The following is a 20,415-nucleotide window of genomic DNA, read 5'->3' as shown; positions in this document are numbered from 1 at the left end:
CGTCCGCGTGATGTCGGCCCTCCAGACGCTCTTGCTGACGGTAAGTCAGGTAAGGCCTCCGGAACCGGTCCGAGCGCTCCCGTCCTGGGGGTGTGTGACTTGTCACGCCTACGCAATGCGGTCTGAGTTGTCTGCATCACAGTGGAAATGTCCATTTGGGGTCCATGCTCGAAGCGGCAACCGGCTCCCGAAGTGGAGCCCATCGCCAGCCTCTTGGGCGCGACGTTCCAAGGTGACCCATGCCACGGCTTTCGTGGCATTTACCCCTTTTCGTACGAAAGGTGCTTCACCATGGCCGCATACCTCTGCCCTCCTGCCGTGATACACGGCGAGCACGCTGTGGAAACCAGCCAGATCGTGGCGGAGGTGCGCGACCGGCATCCGCACGCTGCCTGGACGCCGCGGATCGAAGGCATCGCGGCCAGCACGGGCATAGAGACCCGCGGCTGGATGCTGCCGCTGGAGGCCGCCGTCGCGCCCGGCAAGGGCGGTGGCCTGGGGGCTGTCGGAAGTGCGCCGGCCCAAGAGGCTTTGGCGCGCGAAGGGTTCACCCAGCAGGACGTGGATCGCGTGATCGCCGCACTTGAGGCGATACCCGCGCCGCAGACCGTCCAGGAGCGCACCGCGCCGGCCTGGGAGGCGGTGCAGTCCTACGGGGAGCATGCGGCGCGCGGAGCCCTGCAGATCGCCGGGCTGGACGCCGCGGACATCGACTGCCTGATCACCAGTCACTCCACCACCCCCGCGCTGCCGGGGCTGGACGTGACCCTGGCCAACAGGCTTTCGCTGCGCAACGACGTGATGCTGCTGCCGGCCACGCAGTGGGCCTGCGTCGCGGGAACCCGCTCCCTGGCGCTGGCGGCGGATCTCGTGGCCGCGGACCCCGACCGGGTGGTCCTGGTCGTGATCTCGGAGGCGCTGAGCACCACCTACCAGCCCGCCGACGACACTCTCGAGTCCCTGATCGTCCGGCTGCTGTTCGCGGACACCGCGGTCGCCGCGGTGGTCACGGGCCGCCCGAGGAGCGAATCGGTGCTACGGCTGGACGCCGCCTGGCACCACACCCTGCCGGGCACCCAGGACCTGCACCGCCTGGACACGCGGGCGGACGGCACCCACTTCGTGATGGACCGGCGTGGGCCGCGCGCCGTGCAGGAGACCGTCACCGCGATGTGGGAGTGGCTGCGCCTCCGTTACGAGGACGCTCCCGGCTCCTGGCACCCGGACGTGCTGCTGGCGCACCCCGGGGGGACCCGGGTGCTGGAGTACATGGAGCAGACGATGCCCGACGCGTGGCCGTCGGGGCTGCTGGACTACAGCCGGGACAGCTACACCAGCGGCAACCGCGGGGGCGCCGCCGTCTTCGACATCATGCGCCGGGCCTACGACGCCGGGCAGAAGTCGGGCAGCCGTGCCGTCCTGTACGCGGCGGCACCGGGCCTCTCCGCCACCGCCCTGGAAGGGGAGTGGCTGTAGCGGGAACGGGGGCGGCGGTGGATCGAGCCCCGCGCCACCCGTGCGGCGCACGGCCGTCCCCGCGTCACCTCGTGACTTCCGCCCAGACCACCTTGCCGGTGTCCGTCCACCGCACGCCCCACCGGGTGGTGAGCCGGTGCACGACGTACAGGCCGCGACCCCTGTCGTCGTAGAGGCCGCCCCGCCGCAGACGCGGCCTGCCGTTGCCGGTGTCGCCCACCTCGCACAGCAGGCTGGGGCCGGCCCTGATCAGCCGTACGGTGATGGGGCCGGTGGCGAAGCGCACCGCGTTGGTGACCAGTTCGCTTGCCAGGAGCAGCACGTTGTCCCGGGTGTCGTCCCGGGCGTGCCACTGCCGCAGCAGCGCGGAGAGCAGCGCGCGGGCACGGGCGGGCGCGTCGTCGCGGGCGGGCAGCCGCCAGGTCGCGGTGTCGCCCTTGCGGTAGCCGATCATCCGTGCCAGCAACAGGGCCACGTCGTCGCGCTGGTGCGGGGGTGCCAGCGCGGAGACCACGTGCCGTGCGGCCTGCTGGAGGGCGTCCCAGGGGTGCACCGTGGACACGACGTCCGCCAGCCTGCCGATGCCGTCGTCGATCGACACGGTCGGATCCTCCACCAGGCCGTCCGTGTAGAGGGCGAGCAGCGAACCAGGGGGAACGTCGAACGTGTGTACGTCGAACGGTTCTCGCAGTGCGAACTCGGCGCCCAGACCGGGATGCGGGCGGATCGCGAGCGGGCCCGCGCGCCCGTCCGGGGACACGAGGACCGGGGGGAGGTGGCCTGCGCTGGACAGCGCCATGCTGTGGCTGACCGGGTCGTACAGGGCGATGCAGCAGGTCGAACCGAGGGCGCTGTAGCCGGCCGCCAGCCCGGACTCCGTGTCGTCCAGCAGCGTCACGGTCTCGTCCAGGTGCTCCAGCACCTCGTCGGGCGCCAGCCCCGCGGACAGCAGCGCGCGGGCCTCCATGCTCAGCTGGCCCATGGTCGCCGCGGCTCCCAGGCCATGTCCGACGACGTCGCCCACCACCAGCGCGGTACGACCGTCCGGCAGCGGAAAGCTGTTCACCCAGTCACCGCCCACCCCCGCGCTGTCGGGCGTTGCGGGTTGGTAGATGCTGGCGATCTCGATGGTGTTGCCGCCCGTGAGGGGCAGCAGCCGGCGCTGCAACGCCAGTACCTGTTTGTGCTCGCGCTGGTGCTGACGAGCCAGGTCGACGTGGTGGACGGTCCTGGCGACCAGTTCCTGCAGGTCGAACAGCTCGCTGTCGCGGAAGGGGCTGTCGGCCCGCCGCCAGATCTCCGCCAGGCCCAGCACGACGGGCGGCGCGCCGTCCAGGACCAGCGGTATGCACGCCACACCCGCCGACCGGTCGCCGGGCACCAGGGCACGTATCAGTCGCGGACTGCCGAGGACCCGCTCGACCGCCTTCCGGTCGGGTATGACGATGGCCTGCGGGGCGTCGTCCCGCCGCACCGCCTGCGCCAGCAGGCGACTCGCGTCGCCGGGAAGATCGTCGCCCGGAGTGGCATAGCCCTCGGGCCACGCCCGGTTCGGCACCAGGGCCGCCCGCCGCAGCCGGATGCGCCCCTGCGCCTGCGCGGTGACTCCCTCGCCCGTCCACACGGCGAAATCGAGGTCGACGGCGGCCACGTCTCCCCAGGCCAGCAGGGACTCCGCCAGTGACTGCGCGGTCTCGCCGATGTCCAGCGAGGTGCCGATCGCGGTCTCGGCGGCGTACAGGTGCAGCCTTTTGGCCATGGCGATCACGGACACGGTCAGGCCTTCCTGAGGTACCGCGGCGGGCAGGATGCTCAGCGAGACCACCAGCTCCGACCCGTCGCGGCGCCGCAGGCGCTGGATCCGCGCGACATGCGCCTCACCGGTCTCCAGAACCTGCCGCAGCCGACGTGTGACCGTCGGTACGTCCCCGGGGGGCAGGAGATCGACGAAAGGACTCCCGGGCACGGCGTCCAGACCGGCGAACACCGGGGCGTCCAGATTGGACCGGATCACTCTCAGATCCCCGTCCAGGTTGATCACGCCGAGTATCTGATCCTGACGTCCGGCTGCCGGGCCGTCGGGTACGCGTAGACGCGTGCCGCGCTCGCCGCGCCCGGCGGCCGGTTCCGCTCCTCCACGGGGGACGTAACGCCCCAGGGCACTGCTGACCATGTCGAACGGCGACGACGAGGAGGATGGTGTGGAGTCCATGTGGCTCTCTCAGCAATCGCCGACGCAGCGCCGGAGCCGTGCTCGGACCCGGCGACGGGGCCCCGAGATCCCTGACCGCACACCTCATTGAATATCACCGGGGCTCGCTTCGCCCACACCGGCGGATCACGCGACGAACGCGGACAGTGAACGAACACCGGCCCTGCCGGGCACTCACCGGCGCCGGCGGTCGACCGTGTTCAAGCGGACTGTTCAGGGGAGCCGGTCAGCAGTGGCAGGTCCAGGCGATCGGCGAGTTCGGGTACGCCGATGCCGAAGGTCTGTCGCACCCGGACCCCGCTCGGGGTGAGGTCGAAGACGGCCAGATCCGTGTAGACGCGGTCCACGCAGGCCAGGCCGGTGAGCGGATAGCCGCACTCGGGGACCAGCTTGGGTGCTCCGTCCCGGGTGAACAGGTTCATCATCACGAAGACCTTCTTCGCCCCGATGGCCAGGTCCATGGCTCCGCCGACCGCGGGAATGGCGTCGGGCGCGCCGGTGTGCCAGTTGGCCAGGTCGCCGCGCGCGGAGACCTGGAAGGCGCCGAGGACGCAGATGTCCAGATGGCCGCCGCGCATCATCGCGAAGGAGTCCGCGTGGTGGAAGTAGGCGGCGCCCGGCAGTTCGGTGACGGGAACCTTGCCCGCGTTGGTCAGGTCCGGATCGATCTGGTCCTCCGAAGCGGCGGGACCCATGTTGAGCATGCCGTTCTCGGTGTGCAGAACGACGCCGGAACCGGGGGAGAGGTGGTCGGCCACGAGGGTCGGCTGGCCGATGCCCAGGTTGACGAAGGACCCGTGCGGGATGTCGCGGGCGATCAGGGCGGCGATGTCGTGCTTGCCCAGCGGGCCCTGACCGCCGGTCGTCGGGGAAGTCTGTGTCATCACTGTTCAGCCACCTGCACCACACGGTCGACGAAGATACTGGGCGTCACGACGGTCTCGGGATCGATCTCGCCGGTCTCGACGACCTCACGGACCTGGGCGACCACGGTGGTGGCCGCGGTGGCCATGACGGGACCGAAGTTCCGCGCGGTCTTGCGGTAGACGAGGTTGCCCATCCGATCGGCACGATGAGCGCCGATCAGCGCGACGTCTCCGCCGATGGGGTACTCCAGCACATGGAGCCGGCCGTCGATCTCGCGCACCTCCTTGCCTTCCGCGAGCAGCGTGCCGACACCGGTGGGACAGAAGAAGGCACCGATACCGGCTCCGGCCGCCCTCAGCCGCTCCGCCAGAGTGCCCTGGGGGACCACTTCGAGTTCGATACGCCCCGCCCGGTAGAGGCCGTCGAACACCCAGGAGTCCGCCTGGCGGGGGAAGGAACAGATCACCTTGCGGACCCGTCCCTCGGCCAGCAGCGCGGCCAGGCCGGTGTCGCCGTTCCCGGCGTTGTTGGAGACGACCGTGAGGTCGGTTGCCCCCTGCCGGATCAGCGCGTCGATCAGCGCCACCGGCATGCCCGCCATGCCGAAGCCTCCGACGAGCACCGTGGCGCCGTCCTGGACGCCGGCGACCGCCTCGTCCGCATCAGCACACAGCTGTGTGGTCACCTGCTGCCCCCGGCGACGTTCTCCAGGACCACGGCGAGGGCCTGGCCGACACCTATACAGATCGCCGCGACGCCCCACCGCTGGCCGGACTCCTGCAGACGGCGGCAGAGGGTGCCCAGCAGACGGCCGCCGGACGCGCCGAGGGGGTGGCCGAGCGCGATGGCCCCGCCCTTGGTGTTGACGATCGCCGGGTCGACGTCCCACGCGTCCACGCACGCCAGCGCCTGGACGGCGAACGCCTCGTTCAGTTCGACGGCGTCGACGTCGGCCCAGGAGATGCCCGCGCGCTTCAGTGCCCTGTTCACGGCCTCGACGGGCGCGAATCCGAACATCTGCGGATCCACCGCGGCGCGGCCGCGGCCAGCGACACGGGCGAGGGGATCCACACCGATGCGGTCGGCGGCCGCGGCCGAACCGAGCAGCACCGCGGAGGCGCCGTCGTTCAGCGGCGAGGCGTTTCCGGCCGTGATGAGGCCGTCGGTCCGGTAGGCGGGCTTGAGCGTGGCGAGCTTCTCCATGGTGGACCCGGGGCGGATGCCCTCGTCGCGTTCCAGAACGGTGCGCTCGCCGTCCGAGACGGGGACGACCAGGTCGTCGTAGAAGCCCGCGTTCCAGGCGTCGTCGGCAAGACGGTGGGAGCGGAGGGCGAAGGCGTCCTGGCGCTCGCGGGAGATGGCGAAGCGGTCGACGAGCTGCTCGTTCGCCTCGCCCAGGGAGACCGTCCACTCCTTGGGCATGCGCTCGTTGACCAGGCGCCAGCCGAGAGTGGTGGACACGGCGGTGACGTCCCCCGCGGGAAAGCCACGCCCGGGCTTGGGCAGGACCCACGGGGCGCGGGTCATCGACTCGACTCCGCCGGTGAGGACGATGTCCGCGTCGCCGCTCTCGATGTCGCGTGAGGCGATGAGGGCGGCGTCGAGGGACGATCCGCACAGACGGTTGACGGTGGTCGCGGGCACCGAGGTGGGCAGCCCCGCCAGCAGGACGGCCATCCTGCCCACGTTGCGGTTGTCCTCGCCGGCCCCGTTGGCGTTGCCCCAGACGACGTCGTCGATGCGTCCGGGATCCAGTGCCGGGGTCTTGGCGAGGACCCCCCCGATGACCTGCGCCGCGAGGTCGTCGGGCCGGATCTCGGAGAGAGCGCCCCTGAAGCGGCCGAAAGGCGTTCGCACCGCCGAGTAGAGATAACTGTCGGTCATACGCTCACGGTAGGAGCGCGGACTTCGATGCGTCCAAGACCTAATCTGCATCGATTGATAAGTTGATCTTATAGAATGGGGGTATGGAGCTGCGGCAGATCCGGTACTTCCTGGCGCTGGCCGAGGAATGCCACTTCGGACGGGCGGCCACCCGTCTGCACGTGGCTCAACCGGCCCTCTCCCAGCAGATCAAACAGCTGGAGAAGGAGCTCAGGACCACCCTGTTCACCCGCTCCACCCGGCACGTCGCCCTGACCGAGGCCGGACTTCACCTGCTGGAGCACGCCCGCACCCTGGTCGCGGAGGAGGAGCGCGCCCGCCGGCACATGACAGAGCTGGCCGACGGCCACGCCGGACGGGTCTCGACCGGCTTCATCGGCACCGCCACCTACGACCTTCTGCCGCAGGTCGCCCGCACCGTACGCGCCCGACTGCCCGGGATCACCATGGACCTGCGCGGCGAACTCCTCACCCCCGACCTGGTCGACGGACTGCTCGCCGGCACCTACGACCTGGCGGTCCTGCGCGGCCCCGCCGACCACGAGGACATCCGCACCACACCCCTGCGCTCCGAATCCCTGGTGGCCGTGCTCCCCTCGCACCATCCCCTGGCGGCCCGGCGGCGCATCTCGCTGAAGGCCCTGGCCGACGAGCCGTTCGTCGTCCACCCCTCGCGATCCTCCATGCACGGCCGGGTCCTGGCCGCATGCCGGCGCGCCGGATTCCAGCCCACCTCACTGATGGAGGTCGGGGAGACCGCCACACTGGTCGTCTTCGTGGCCGCCGGACACGGCGTCGCCCTCGTGCCCTCACCGGTACAGAGCCTCCGCCTCGCCAGCGTCGCCTACGTACCCCTCACCCAGACGGAATCCGTCGATCTGGTCCTCGCGAGCCATGCCAGGCGCACCACGCCCGCCACCGTACAGGTCGCGTCAGTGATCAAAGAATGTGTGGACGGTCCCGAACACCGGCACGTCCCGCCCTCTACGCTGGAGGGATGACGAGCGGCACGACCGGTGCTCCGGTGCGCTTCAGTACGACCGGTCTTCCCGAGGCGGAACGCATCGCCCTGTGGGAAGAGCACAATGCCGAGGCCCTGATCGGGCTGCGCTGCCGTTCCCTGCACGACACCGCCCTGGACGCGACGGAGATCAACCTCCAGCTTCCCAGAGCACATCTCGCCCGGGTCCTCGGCAGCCCCCACGTCGTCGAACGACCCGACGCCGAGATCCGCCGGGTGCCCTCGGACGCCGTGGCCTGCTATCTGACCCTGGCCGGTGACGCCTTCTTCTACTACGACGACGGCGTACGGCTGCTGCATCCGGGACAGCTGCTGGTCTGCGACGCCGACCAGCCCTTCATCCGGGGCTTCTCGCACGGCCTGGAGGAACTCGCGGTCAAGATCCCCCACACGGTGTGGCGTGACCTCGGCGGGCCGCCCTCCCTGGCGCAGCCGCTGGTCATCGACGCCGGCGCGGTCCACACCCGGACTCTCGCCGCCCTCGTGGCCCGGGCACTGCCAGCGGAATCCTCCGTCGCCGCGCACGTGGACGAGGACGCCGTGCTGGACCTGCTCGTATCCGCCGCGAGCGGCCGCGCCCCCTCCCTCTCCACCGTCCACCTGACCGTCGCGAAGACCTACATCGACGACCACCTGGCCGACCTGGGGCTCTCGGCGGCCCGCATCGCCCGCGGCATCGGGATCAGCGAGCGCCATCTGTCCCGGGTGTTCGCCTCGGGCGGCACGAGCGTGCCGCGGTACCTGCTGCACCGCCGCCTCGAACGAGCCCGCACGCTGCTGGGCACCGGGGGAGAGGCGACCGTCGCCGAGGTGGCCGCACACTGCGGGTTCGCCTCGGCCGCCCACTTCTCCCACCGGTTCAAGGAACGCTACGGCCTGCGCGCCACCGACGTCCTGCGCGAGGCGCGCGCACGGTCGTAGCGGGGCGCGGGATCACGCGCCGTCGGGTGCCAGCACGATGTCGAAGCGGACCCGGGACCAGGACCGCCCGCCTAGGTCGCGCCCGTCCGGTGTGGGCGTGCCCGCCGGCTGCGTCACGAAGTCCTTGACGAGCGACTCCTTCACCCCGAACACGGAGTCCCGGTCCAGCAGTTCGTCACCGCGGACGAAGATGTGCGTGACCAGCGTGCGCAGCGCGGGAGCGCTCACCATGAAGTGCAGATGGGAGGCGCGCATGGGCGAACGGCCGGTCGCCGCCAGCAGCGCTCCCACCGGTCCGTCGTGCGGAATCGGATACGGCGTCGGCGTGAGCCCCCAGAACCGGTAGCCGCCGTCGGCGTCGCTGAACAGGTGCGCGCGCGCCGCCATCCGGTCGTCCCCGTACTGCGTGTCGTAGAAGCCGTCCTCGTCGGCCTCCCACACCTCGATCCGCGCCCCGGCCACGGGTTTCCCGGCGGAGTCGGTGACGGTGCCCTCCACCCAGCAGGGTTCTCCGGCGGCCCCGAAGGCGAGATCGCCGCCCTGGGCGATCTCGGGGCTGTTGTCGACGAAGAACGGGCCGAAGACGGTGGCCTCGGTGGCGTCGCCGTACGCCTCGTTGTTGACGGCGACCGTCTGCATGGAGGCTCCGAGCACGTCCGACAGCAGGATGAACTCCTGGCGGCGCTCGTCGGTGATGTGACCGGTGCGGGTGAGGAATTCGATCCCCTTGCTCCACTCGCCCTCGGTGAGCCGGACCTCGCGGACGAACGCGTGCAGGTGGTGGACGAGCGACCGCATGATCTCGCGCAGCCGAGGGTCGGTGCAGTCGGCGAAGGACGCCAGCACCTGGTGGGTGATCTGCTCCTCACGCTCCTGCTGCTCGGCCGGGACGGGGACTCGGGGGGTGGGGGTGTCGTTCATCGGGCTTCCCAGGCGTTCCGGACCAGATCGGTGATCGCGTCGAGTGTGACGGGCCGCGGGTTGCCCGCGGGTGCGGCGGCCACGACGGCCTCGGCCACGGCCGCCACACCGTCCCGGGGCATACCGAGCTCGCGCAGCGAGCGCGGCGCACCGAGCCGGTCACGGAGATCGGCGAGCCCCTCGACAGCGGTCGGGGAACCGAAGGCCGCGGCCAGGCGCCGTTCGGCGTCAGGGACGAAGGGCGCGTTGAAGGCGAGGACATGGGGGAGGACCACCGCGTGGGTCTGGGCGTGCGGAAGGTTGAACATGCCGCCCAGCACATGGCAGATCTTGTGGTGCAGTCCGGACCCGGCGGAGGCGAACGCCACGGCGGCCAAGTAGGCGCCGTACAAGGTCTGTTCCCGGCCCTCCAGTGCCTGCGGGTCCTTGACGACCAGCGGCAGCCCCGCCCGCAGAGCCCGCACGCCCTCGGCGGCGAGGGCCTGGTCGATCGGGTCGGTCCGCGGTGCCCACATGGAGTCCACGCAGTGGGCGAGCGCGTTGAGCCCCGAAGCGACACTCAGCTCGACCGGAAGGGAGAGCGTCAGCGAGGCGTCGTAGACGACGGCACGCGGCAGGACCTTCGCGTCCGTACCGGTGGTCTTCACGGAGTCCTCGGTCAGCCCCCACACGGCGGTGGCCTCCGAGCCGGCGTACGTGGTCGGGACGGCGACGATCGGCAGCCCGGTGGTCAGCGCGACCGCCTTGGCCAGGCCCGTGGTGGAGCCGCCGCCGATACTGATCAGGGCGTCGGCGTCCCGTTCGGCGGCCGCCGCACGAGCCCGCAGGGCGACCTCGACGGGCACGTGCATGACGACGTCGTCGTGCCGGTGGACCACGGGCAGGCCGGCGGTGACGCGATCGGCGAGCTCCCGCTCGGACGCCCCCGCGATGACCATCACCCGCCGGGCGCCGAGCGCGGCGACCTCCGCGGCCAGGCCCTCCTCGGCGGCGCCGGAGGCGAACCGCACCCGCTGCGGCAGCGTGTCGTGGACGAACCGCACGGTCTAGTCCCTTCCCAGGACGGCGAGCAGGGCATCGCGCAGCTGATCTTCGGGGTTGTCGGGCAGCTCCATGGCCCGCCACGCGATGTGCTTGTCGGGCCGTACCAGCAGTACACCGCTCTCGTCGACCTCGCGCAGCTTGGCCCAGTCGTAGTAGAGGTCGGTCACTTCCCGGCCCGGGCCGATGACGACGGTCGTGAGCGGGACGCCCAACTCCTCGCCGACCTTTTCGGCCGCCCGCTCCCACGCCTCGCCCGCGATGCCGGTCAGCAGCGTCCAACGGTCGTAGGGCGCCAGGTCCATCAGCGCGTGACGGTGTGCACTGTCTCCGACCCAGGCGTGCGGCAGATGCGCGCCGGGGACGGTCGACATCTCGTAGTACAGATCGGCATCGCGTGCGGGCGCGGGCAGTTCGCTGCCGTCGGAGACGACGGCCGTCGAGGTGTAGTGCTGGCCGAGCTCCACGCCGTGCGCGTTGAACTCGTAGTTCTTCAGCTCCATCGCGCGCACCAGCGCGGCCCTCTTGGCGGCTCCGGCAGGGGTGTTGGCCTTGCGCTCCTCGATGGCGGCCGTCATCGCGGCCTCGTCCGGCGCCCCGAGAACGCCCAGTGCCTCGAAGATGTCGATGAACTCGCGGCTGGACTTGTTGGCGCGCTTCACGATGCGCTCGGCGACGGGAGCCCGCTCGGCCGTGTAGGTCTCCAACAGCCCTGGCCCCGCATGCCCCTTGAGCACGGCTGCGATCTTCCACGCGAGGTTGTAGGCGTCCTGGACGGAGGTGTTGGAGCCCAGACCGTTGCTCGGCGGGTGCCGGTGCACGGCGTCGCCCGCACAGAACACGCGGCCTTGCTGGAGCCGCGTCGCGTACATCTCGTTGTTGCCCCACAGGCTGGTGCCGGTGATCTCCACTTCCAGGTCGGGTGCTCCGAGGAGGTTGCGGACGATCTGCACGGCAGCGGCCTCGTCCACGACCGGGGGTTCCCCGGCGATGTCGTAGCCCCACACGATCAGCCACTCGTTCCACGGGCGCACCATGCGCACGAGCCCGGCGCCGATGCCGCCGACGTTCGAGCCGGGCTGGACGACCCAGTACAGGACGGACGGCCGGTGGGCGACGTAGCGGCTGATGTCGGCCTTGAACGTGATGTTCATCGAGCCGGCGATGTCCATCGCGCCCTCGAACGGCAGACCGATGTCCGCGGCAACCTTGGAGCGGGCACCGTCCGCGCCGATCAGGTATTTCGCGCGGATGCTGTACTCGTGCCCGGTCAGCCGGTCCAGCACCCGCACGGTGACGCCGTCGGCGTCCTGGGTGTGGGACAGGTACTCGCTGGAGAACCGGGTCTGCGCGCCGCGCTGCGTCGCGTTGCGGACCAGGATCGGCTCGAGATACGTCTGTGGGATGTCGACGGTCAGGCAGGGGGACGCCAGCCGGTAGTCCGCCTCGCGGTCCGGCCGGGTTCCCCACGTGTGGATACGGCCGATCTCCTCACCGGTGATGCTGGTGCAGAACACCGTGTCGCCGACGAGGGAGTGGTCCGTGGCGTCGGCCAGCACCTGCCCTTCGATGCCCAGATCGCGGAAGACCTCCATCGCGCGCTGGTTGGTGATGTGCGCGCGGGGGGTGTTCGCCGTCCACCGGTACTTCGTGATCATGATGGTGTCGACGCCCAGCGTCGCCAGCAGCAGCGCCGCGGAGGCGCCCGCGGGACCGGAACCGACGACCACGACGTCGGTCGTGACGGCCGAGTCGGCCGGCAGCTCGGTCTCGGACATCCCGTCGTTGAACATGGGCATCGTGCTGACCTTTCATCGATCCGGCGGCGTTGCCGGCTGCGCCAGTCTGAGACCGACTCGGACGGGACGGAACAGCGCGGCGGCGAGGTCGGCGGATACACCAAGAGATGGCGGATCCACGAAAGACCGGTCACACCGCGGGGTCCGAACGCACGGCTGTCGCGGAGCATGCCGCACGAGGCCGGGTGTCTCCCGGCCGGCACGAGCCCGGCCGGCACGAGCCCGGCCGGCCGCGGCAGGCCGCAGGCCTCACACCGCTGGTCCGCGCGCCGGTCCTCTACGCGCGTACCCCTGCACAACTCCTCTGTGCCATCAGGTAATTGACGTGGCGGTCGGGTGGCTGCTTCACTGAGGCAGTGGCTGAGCCACTAGACCAAGAAGTCGCTGAACCAGCGGGTCGCTAGACCAGTGAGCCGCTGAACCACTGACCGAAGCCTGGGAGATCCTCCGTGGCCGTCGAAAGCATTCCGCGCCGAACCGTGGTCGACCTGCTTGAAGCACGGCTGCGTGACGACATCCTGAGCGGCACGCACGAACCCGGATCCCTGCTGCCCCCCGAGAGGGAGCTGGCCGCCGGGTACGGGGTCACCCGTACGACCTTGAAGCACGCGCTGACCCGGTTGGAGCAGGCGGGACTGCTGAGCACCCGGCACGGCATCGGCACGCGCATCCTGGACTACCTGCGGGTCGGCGGCGCCGACCTGCTTCCGATGCTGGCCGCACAGGACCCCACGTGGCTGCGGGAGGTCTTCGAGGTACGGCGGCAGATCGGCACCCTGATCGCCGGCCGCGCGGCCGACCGGCGCACGGAACGACAGGCCCGGCGGCTGGAACACCTGCTGCGTCAGGTCGCGGAGGGCCCGGACGCCGACGCCGTCCAGCTCGCCGACGCGGAAGTGCATCGCGAACTGGCGCGGGCCACGGGGAACCGGGTCTATCTGCTCCTCACGAACACCCTGTTCAACGCCTACCTTCCGGTACGGGCCTCGCTGCGGGCGCCGTTCGAGGACGCGGCGCGGGCGACGGACCGGCTCGCGCCGGTGGTACGGGCCGTGGTCGACCGGGACGGCGAGGAGGCGCGGCGCGCGGCGGAGACGTATCTGGCCGGCACCGAGAAGATCATGCTCGGTTCGCTGCGCAGCCCTCGCGGGCGGCCGACCGCCGACAGCCCCCGCTAGCCGCGCTTCCCGGCGACGACTCCGGGCCTCGGCATGGCTCCGGTCACGCGCGGATGCCGGTTCATCGCACGTTTCCTTGTCTGTCATGTACGGGTCAATATCGGTGTGCCCTGGTGAACGCCCGGCGGGGCGGGACCACGCACGCGGCGACCCCTCAGGTGCCCGAGGCAATCCGGGCCCATCACCCCCAGGACAGCCGCCCGTTCACCGTGGGCGCGGCGGCGACCAACAACACAAGGAGCATGGTGAGCAGATCAAGCAAGAGACGCGGCGTCCTCATCGGCGTGATGCTGTCCGCGGTCATCGGCGGCACCGTCCAGCCGGCGATCGCCGCGCCGGTGCGGGACACGGGGGACCAGGCCACGCCGTTCCGGAAGTCTCCGGTGCGGTCGACCGAGCAGGAGATCGCGCGGGCGCTGTCCGCCTCGCTGCGCGACCCGCAGTGGCGTGAGCAGGTCCGTGCGGCCGCGCTCGGCACCGAGGACGTGGACCTCCAGGCGCTGGCAGGCAGGACCGCCGCTCCGGAGGGCAGGAAGCTGCTCGCTTCCGTCTCTGCCGCGGACCGTCGCATCGCGGGCCTGAAGGGCCTGCCCGCGTCGACCGGGTCGCTGCTGCGCGTTCGGCTGGGCGCGCCGTCCATGCGGTCGCACCTGAACGCCGAGACCACTCCCTGGATCGCCGTCGCCGCGGCCGACGACGACGCCAGGACCATCACGGCGTACGACAGTCAGGGCCGCGCCCACGCCGTCGACACCGCGCGCGTCCCCGACCGCCCGCTGTACGTCCTGGACATCGACGTCACCAAGGCTCACCGGGCCGGCCTGAAGGTGCTGCGGAAGGCCTTCGCCGACAAGGGGCTGATCTCCCTCCCGTCGAAGGCGGCGAACCGCGCCGACGCCGCGAGCACCGGGGGCTGGTGGGCGACCAAGGTCACGGCCGTCGAGGTGAACGACGACCAGGAGCCCTGGTTCAAGGGATCCGCCGAGATGTTCTCGCTGGTGACCGGCTTCGGCCAGGACGGCACGGCGCGCGTCGACTCGGTGGACATGCCCTACCTGGACGACGACGGCACCGTCTACTACCCGAACCAGATCCTGGTCAACTGGTCGAACTACAAGTACAACCTGGCCGACGTCGTCATGATGGAGGACGACGACGGCACCAACTACCGTGCGCTGGCGCAGGCGATCACCACGGCGCTGCTCACCGTGACCGACCAGGGCACCTACATCCCGTTGGTGAACGCGGTCCTGAGCGCGATCCCCGACAGCTGGTTCACCGACGACCCCGACTACGTGGAGTCCTGGTACACCCTCGCCCAGAACTCCTCGGGCCGGCTGAACGGCGCCTCGGGCAACGGCTGGATGACCGTCGAGCCCTACTTCGTCGAGGAGTTCTAGACCTCGCACGCCTGCGCGGACCGGCCGCCGTACCTCGACGAACGCGCCGGTCCGCGCCGAGGACACGGCCGTCCGAGCGCACGCTCGGACGGCGCGGGCAGGCGTAGGCGACGTCACGGGGTGTCTTCTTCACCGCCGGTGTTCTGGTCGTGGGCCAGGGCGTGGGTGACCGCGGTGGTGTTCTCGTACAGGACCCGGTACTGGGAGAACCGGCGGTCGTAGACACCCGCGGTGACGGGATCGGGCCGGACCACGGACACCGCCGGATTCCAGGCCGTGATGTCCGGTCGCCCGATCAGCCCGGCGGCGAGGAAGGCCGCACCGTAGCTGGCACCGATGGTCGTGCGGGTGAGGATCTGTTCGAGACCGGTGACGTCGCTGACGATCCGAGGCCACAGTCCGCCCCGGGTGCCGCCGCCGACCGCCACGATCCGTCGGATGTCGGCGCCGGCCGCGAGCATCGTCTCGACGTTGTGCCGGACACCGTAGGCGGTGGCCTCCAGCGCCGCCCGCATCAGGTCGCCCCGGGTATGACCCAGCGTCAGGCCCGCGATCACGCCCCGGGCGTCGGGGTCCATGACGGGTGTCCGTTCCCCGGCGAAGTACGGCAGCATCACCAAGCCGTTCGCACCCGGGGGCGAGGCGGCCGCCTCGTCGAACAGCACGCCGAGGTCGACGTCGCCGAAGAGGTGCCCGAGCCAGTCGGTGACGGCTCCGGAGGTGGCCATACCGCCGGCCAGGCAACGGGTGCCGGGCAGGGCGCCGACCGTGGACCACATCGACGGGCTGGTCACGAGCCGGTCGACGGTGTTCACCAGGAACATCGTGGTGCCGTACATCAGCATCAGATCGCCGACGCCGTGGCCGCCGACGCTGATGGCTTCGCTCCAGGCGTCGATCGTCCCCACGATGACCGGCGTCCCGGCCGGGACGCCCGCGACGGGCGTGCTCACCCGGCCGGCCTCCTCGCCCGGCCAGCGCAGCGGGGGGAGTTCAATGCCGGGTGCGATGCGCTCGGCCCACTCGGGGATCCAGCGCTGCTCGTGGATGTCGAACAGCGGGGTGCACTGGCTGGCGGAATGCAGGTCCAGCACGTAGGCGCCGGTCAGCCGGTGGGCGAGCCACGAGGCGGGCATGAGGAGGCGGCGGGCGCGTGCCCACGCCTCGGGCTCCCGCTCGCGGATCCAGGCGAGTTTCGGCCCGACGGCCTGGGACGACAGCGCCGAACCGCACCTGCGGAAGACGGTGTCCGACCCCAACTCCCGGTTCAGCCGGGCGATCTGTTCCTCGGCGCGGGTGTCCACCCCGTACAGCACCGCCGGACGCACCGGCTCTCCCGCGTCGTCGACCAGGAGAGTGCACGGGCCCATGCCGCTGACTCCGACGGCGCGGACGGCGACGTCGTCGCGATCGAGCAACTCGGCCGCGAGCGAGACGAACTCGTCCCACCACACCTGCGCGTCCATCTCGACGTGCCCCGGCCGGGGACGGTCGACCACGTGACTGCGTACGGCCTCGGCCAGGACGCGGCCGGCGGTGTCGACCACCACGCCCTTGGTGCTGGAGGTGCCAACGTCCACTCCGAAGACGACGTCGATCATGTACTGCCTCCCTCGGCGCCGAGTGCGCCACCGTAGGTTGTCGCTCGGTCCGGCGGGCGGCCGCGGCTCGGCCGGGCGGCTGCCGGAGATGTCGTCACATCTGTAACCGGTGGCCTTGCGGCAGTTGTTGACATGCCCCTGCCTTGTGGCTAGCTTCGCGAAGAGTTCCCGCCGTGCTTACTGGGCGCCCGCGGTCCAGGGTCCCATCAAAGCGCTTGTATCCCAGGCACCTCGTCTCCACGGTTGGACAACGTTGTCAGACTGCGGCGATCAAGACATCCCGGCGCGTCGTTCCTTTCATCCGGGGTCGCGTTCCCGACGCGAGGACAACGTTGTCCGGCCTCCACTCCCGAGTAGAGGAGCAAACCCCGTGATCACACGACTGTCGAGACCTCCCGGCACCATGGCGATCGGTCTCCTCGCCGCCGCGGCGCTTGCCGCGGCCGGGCTGTGCACGCCCGCGTGGGCGGCCGGGAAGGCCGCGCTCGTCACCTCGCCGGCGACTCTGGTCAATCCGTTCATCGGAACGTCGAACCAGGCCGACGACTTCCCGGGGGCCGACGTCCCGTTCGGCATGGTGCAGTGGAGCCCGGACACTCCGTCGCGTCCCGACGGTGGGGGCTACGAGTACAACGACACCTCGATCACGGGTTTCAGTCTGACCCACATCGCCGGGCCCGGTTGCGGCGCGGCGGGTGACATACCGGTGCTGCCGACGACAGGGGCCGTGAACACCGGTGCGACGGACGCGTTCTCCCACACGAACGAGTCGGCGTCCGCCGGATCGTACAAGGTCGCGCTCGGCAACCAGGTGACCACCGAGCTGACCACCACGACGCGCAGTGGCATGGCCCGTTTCACCTTCCCCTCGACCAGCCAGGCCAACCTGATCTTCAAATTGACGGGCAGTCAGAACGGCGCCGGCTCGACACAGTTCACCAAGGTGTCGAACACAGAGGTGAGCGGGCAGGTCACCAGCGGCCACTTCTGCGGCGCGGGAAACACGTACAACGTGTACTTCGACATGGTCTTCGACCAGCCGTTCGCCTCGCAGGGAAGCTCGGCATCCAAGGCGCCGACCGCCACGTCCTCGGCGTCGGCCAAGGCGTCGAAGAACGCTGCCGAGACCCCCAACAGGCCGGTCCTGCACGGCAAGAACCCCCAACAGGACAGCGCTGCCCCAGCTGCCGCCGCCTCGAACGGCTACGTCACCTTCAACACCACGTCCAACCCGGTGGTGCAGGCCAAGGTCGGCATCTCCTACGTGTCGGTCGCGAACGCGGTCGCCAACCGGACCGCCGAGAACACCGGCTGGGACTTCGACGCGACCCGCACCGCCGCGCAGAACGCGTGGAACAGCGCGCTCGGCAAGGTGCAGATCGCCGGCGGAACGGCCGCGCAGCAGCAGAGCTTCTACACCGCGCTCTACCACTCGCTGCTGCACCCGAACGTGATCAGTGACGCCAACGGCCAGTACTACGGCTTCGACGGGAAGACGCACACCGTGGACGCCGGCCACAGCGCGGTGTACGCGAACTACTCCGGCTGGGACATCTACCGCTCGCAGGCCCAGCTCGAAGCCCTGGTCGCTCCCCAGGTCGCCTCGGACACCGCGCAGTCGATGGTCGACGACTACACGCAGACCGGGATCTTCCCCAAGTGGTCGGAGAACAACGGCGAGTCGTACGTCATGGTCGGTGACCCGGCGGACGCCATCCTCGCCGACTACTACGCCTTCGGCGCCCGGAACTTCGATACCACGACCGCCCTGGCCGACATGGTCAGGCAGGCCAGCACGACCAACAACGACCGGCCCGGTCTCGCCTACTTGAACTCGCCCGGATACATGCCGCACGACGGCAGCTACGGCTGCTGCAACTTCTACGGCCCGGTGGCCACCACCCTCGAGTACAACACCGCGGACTTCGCGATCTCCGCGATGGCCGGGGCGCTCGGCGACACCGCCGACCAGAAGACCTACGCCAACCGCGCGCAGGACTGGCGCAACGTGCTCAACCCCGCCTCCGGTTTCGTGGAACCCCGGAACGCGGGCGGCTCGTGGACCGGCGGCTTCGACCCCACCAGCGGCACCGACATGGTCGAGGCCGACTCGTGGATCTACACCGGAATGGTTCCCTTCAACATCGGCGGCCTGACGCGCGCCAAGGGCGGCAACACGGCGATGAACCACTACCTGGACACCGTGCTGCGCAGCTACACCGGTGCCAACGGCTACGCCTGGGTCGGCAACGAGCCGAGCATCGAGCTCCCGTGGGAGTACGACTACACGGGGCAGCCCTACAAGACGCAGGGCACGGTCCGGGCGATCCAGGACCAGATCTGGTCGAACACCCCGGGCGGCCTGGCCGACGGCAACGACGATCTCGGCGCGATGAGTGCCTGGTACGTGTGGTCGGCGCTCGGCATGTTCCCCGAGACGCCCGGAACCTCCGATCTCGCCCTCGGCTCACCGCTGTTCACGCAGGCCGTGGTCACCCTCCCCTCGGGCCGGACGCTGACGGTCAACGGCAACGGCGCCGCCGACAACGCCCCCTACGTCCAGTCCGCGGCGTGGAACGGCACGGCGTGGAACAACGCCTACGCTCCGACCACGGCGATCACCGCCGGTGGCACGCTGGACTTCACGCTGGGCACCACCGCCAACACGTCATGGGCGACGGCGGCCACTGCGGCTCCGCCCTCGTACGCGGGGGACACCGTGGCCCCGGCTTCGCCGCGCATCGGTCCACTCACCTCGGCGGTGGCCTCGGACCTGTGTGTGGACGACGCGTCCTCCGGCACCTCCGACGGCACCCACGTCCAGATCTGGGGCTGCGACAACACGTACGCCCAGGACTGGATCATCGCCGGTGACGGAACGGTCCGGGCCCTCGGCAAGTGTCTGGACGCCGACCACAGCGGGACCACCAACGGCACGCTGATCCAGCTGTGGACCTGCAACGGCAGCGGCGCTCAGCAGTGGACCGCCGGAACCAACGGGTCGCTGGTCAACCCCGAGTCCAAGCTGTGCCTGGACGACCCCAACTCCTCGACGGCGAACGGCACCCAGCTCCAGCTGTACACCTGCAACGGCACGGCGGCCCAGAACTGGAAACTCCCGAGCTGACCCGTCGGCGGCGGAGCCGACAGCCCCGCTCGTACGCTCCAATGTGGCGCGTTCCCGTGGGTCCGGAGCGATGGGCCGGGACACATGGGAACGCGTGCGGATGCACGGCCCCCAGCCGCCACGTACCGCGCCCGCCCCCAGTCGGCACGCCCCTCGGCGCTGGGCGTGCCCCTGCCTCGAATGCGCCGGTCAGGCTCTACCCGTCGCCAGCATCGGACGTTGAGAGAGAAGTCGACGCCGGGGCTCCTGGGGCGAGACGCCGCCGAACTGGACGTCCCAGCAGCCGCCTCTCCAGGTGAGGAAGACCGCGCGCAGGGGTGGCACGGCGAGATGCCAGAAAGCTCTTGCCGGTACGGCCAGAGCATCGATGAGCACGGCCCGGATGATCGCCGCTTCAGTGATGGCCGTCGCGTGACCCGTGTGCGGCGCGACGCTGCTCAGCCAGTCCGCCGACCGGCGGCAGAGCTGTCGTACGGACTCTCCGTCGTGCGGCGTGGCGTCCGGATCCGTGAGCCAGGCGGTGAACCCGTCAGGGTCGGTCGCGGCGACTTCGCCGACAGTGCGACCGCACCAGCTGCCCACGTTGAGATCGCGCAGCATGGGCTCGGACGACGCCGCGAGACCGATGGCGTCAGCGGTCTCCGAGCAGCGGATCGAAGGCGCCCGGATGGCCGGCTCGCAGGGAGAGAGCACTGCTCTCGCGGCCCCTGCCATGTGCATGCTGTCCTCGCTCAGATGGGCGTCACCGAGGAGCGGGTCCAGAGTGGGGTCACCGCCGGGCGCGCACAGAAGTGTCAGGTGGATCGACATGGGACCTACCTCTTTCCTGGCCGGGCGTGGCCTCGGACGGTGCGGACTGCTGCCGGCACGTCGTGCCTCACGTGCTCCACAGTCGGTGCGGGCCCCCCTGCGGCACCATCTGCCAGGTGTCCGAAACCACCCCGCCGACCGGCCGGCTCACCCCTGC

The 20,415-nt window shown here is 70.5% G+C and carries 15 protein-coding genes; 6 read left to right on the top strand and 9 right to left on the bottom strand.

Annotated features, from left to right (window positions below; genetic code table 11):
• Positions 1-291: 291 nt before the first annotated feature.
• Complete coding sequence (locus ACFWXC_RS35330) at positions 292-1,476, top strand: type III polyketide synthase (RefSeq protein ID WP_384485159.1); 1,185 nt, start codon at positions 292-294, stop codon at positions 1,474-1,476.
• Between the two features lie 64 nt (positions 1,477-1,540).
• Here ACFWXC_RS35330 and ACFWXC_RS35325 read toward each other — a convergent pair whose 3' ends face one another.
• The 4 genes from ACFWXC_RS35325 to ACFWXC_RS35310 form a co-directional block, all read right to left on the bottom strand.
• On the bottom strand, positions 1,541-3,688 hold the full coding sequence (locus ACFWXC_RS35325; protein ID WP_384485157.1) for a SpoIIE family protein phosphatase: 2,148 nt from the start codon (positions 3,686-3,688) through the stop codon (positions 1,541-1,543).
• 200 nt (positions 3,689-3,888) lie between these two features.
• Positions 3,889-4,572, bottom strand: a complete 684-nt coding sequence (locus tag ACFWXC_RS35320) for a 3-oxoacid CoA-transferase subunit B (protein WP_384485155.1) — start codon at positions 4,570-4,572, stop codon at positions 3,889-3,891.
• Positions 4,572-5,240 carry a 3-oxoacid CoA-transferase subunit A gene (locus tag ACFWXC_RS35315; protein WP_384485153.1) on the bottom strand — a complete coding sequence of 223 codons (669 nt, stop codon included), beginning with the start codon at positions 5,238-5,240 and terminating at the stop codon, positions 4,572-4,574. Before ACFWXC_RS35315 ends, ACFWXC_RS35320 begins: the two co-directional genes overlap by 1 nt.
• Complete coding sequence (locus ACFWXC_RS35310; RefSeq protein WP_384485151.1) at positions 5,237-6,439, bottom strand: thiolase family protein; 1,203 nt, start codon at positions 6,437-6,439, stop codon at positions 5,237-5,239. Before ACFWXC_RS35310 ends, ACFWXC_RS35315 begins: the two co-directional genes overlap by 4 nt.
• Positions 6,440-6,522: 83 nt before the next feature.
• Here ACFWXC_RS35310 and ACFWXC_RS35305 point away from each other — a divergent pair, with 83 nt between their 5' ends.
• Positions 6,523-7,440: a LysR substrate-binding domain-containing protein gene (locus ACFWXC_RS35305; protein WP_384485149.1), complete on the top strand. Its 918-nt coding sequence runs from the start codon at positions 6,523-6,525 to the stop codon at positions 7,438-7,440.
• Positions 7,437-8,381, top strand: a complete 945-nt coding sequence (locus ACFWXC_RS35300) for an AraC family transcriptional regulator (protein ID WP_384485147.1) — start codon at positions 7,437-7,439, stop codon at positions 8,379-8,381. The genes ACFWXC_RS35305 and ACFWXC_RS35300 overlap by 4 nt, the downstream gene beginning before the upstream one ends.
• A gap of 12 nt (positions 8,382-8,393) precedes the next feature.
• Here the strand turns inward: ACFWXC_RS35300 and ACFWXC_RS35295 are convergent, their stop codons facing one another.
• The 3 genes from ACFWXC_RS35295 to ACFWXC_RS35285 are packed head-to-tail and all read right to left on the bottom strand — an operon-like array spanning position 8,394 to position 12,142.
• Positions 8,394-9,302, bottom strand: coding sequence for an intradiol ring-cleavage dioxygenase (locus tag ACFWXC_RS35295; RefSeq protein ID WP_384485145.1), 909 nt, complete (start codon positions 9,300-9,302; stop codon positions 8,394-8,396).
• Positions 9,299-10,345 (bottom strand): maleylacetate reductase, encoded by a 1,047-nt coding sequence (locus ACFWXC_RS35290; protein ID WP_384485143.1) that lies wholly within the window; start codon positions 10,343-10,345, stop codon positions 9,299-9,301. Before ACFWXC_RS35290 ends, ACFWXC_RS35295 begins: the two co-directional genes overlap by 4 nt.
• A 3-nt stretch (positions 10,346-10,348) precedes the next feature.
• Positions 10,349-12,142, bottom strand: a complete 1,794-nt coding sequence (locus ACFWXC_RS35285) for an FAD-dependent oxidoreductase (protein WP_384485141.1) — start codon at positions 12,140-12,142, stop codon at positions 10,349-10,351.
• 449 nt (positions 12,143-12,591) lie between these two features.
• Here ACFWXC_RS35285 and ACFWXC_RS35280 point away from each other — a divergent pair, with 449 nt between their 5' ends.
• The gene (locus tag ACFWXC_RS35280; protein ID WP_384485139.1) at positions 12,592-13,320 is read left to right on the top strand and encodes a FadR/GntR family transcriptional regulator; all 729 of its coding nucleotides are present in this window, start codon (positions 12,592-12,594) and stop codon (positions 13,318-13,320) included.
• 242 nt (positions 13,321-13,562) lie between these two features.
• On the top strand, positions 13,563-14,720 hold the full coding sequence (locus tag ACFWXC_RS35275; protein ID WP_384485137.1) for a DUF3103 family protein: 1,158 nt from the start codon (positions 13,563-13,565) through the stop codon (positions 14,718-14,720).
• A gap of 113 nt (positions 14,721-14,833) precedes the next feature.
• Here ACFWXC_RS35275 and ACFWXC_RS35270 read toward each other — a convergent pair whose 3' ends face one another.
• Positions 14,834-16,321: an FGGY-family carbohydrate kinase gene (locus ACFWXC_RS35270; RefSeq protein WP_384485135.1), complete on the bottom strand. Its 1,488-nt coding sequence runs from the start codon at positions 16,319-16,321 to the stop codon at positions 14,834-14,836.
• 370 nt (positions 16,322-16,691) lie between these two features.
• On the opposite strand from ACFWXC_RS35270, the gene ACFWXC_RS35265 reads away from it, so the two are divergent.
• Positions 16,692-19,448 carry a lectin gene (locus ACFWXC_RS35265; protein ID WP_384485133.1) on the top strand — a complete coding sequence of 919 codons (2,757 nt, stop codon included), beginning with the start codon at positions 16,692-16,694 and terminating at the stop codon, positions 19,446-19,448.
• A 189-nt stretch (positions 19,449-19,637) separates the two neighbouring features.
• On the opposite strand, the gene ACFWXC_RS35260 is transcribed toward ACFWXC_RS35265, so the two are convergent.
• Positions 19,638-20,258: a histidine phosphatase family protein gene (locus tag ACFWXC_RS35260; RefSeq protein WP_384485131.1), complete on the bottom strand. Its 621-nt coding sequence runs from the start codon at positions 20,256-20,258 to the stop codon at positions 19,638-19,640.
• Between the last annotated feature and the right edge of the window lie 157 nt (positions 20,259-20,415).

The sequence above is a fragment of the Streptomyces sp. NPDC058683 genome, from assembly GCF_042716195.1.
Classification (GTDB): domain Bacteria; phylum Actinomycetota; class Actinomycetes; order Streptomycetales; family Streptomycetaceae; genus Streptomyces.
Note: the sequence above shows the minus strand (reverse complement) of the source record. Positions and strands in the feature narration are given on the sequence as shown.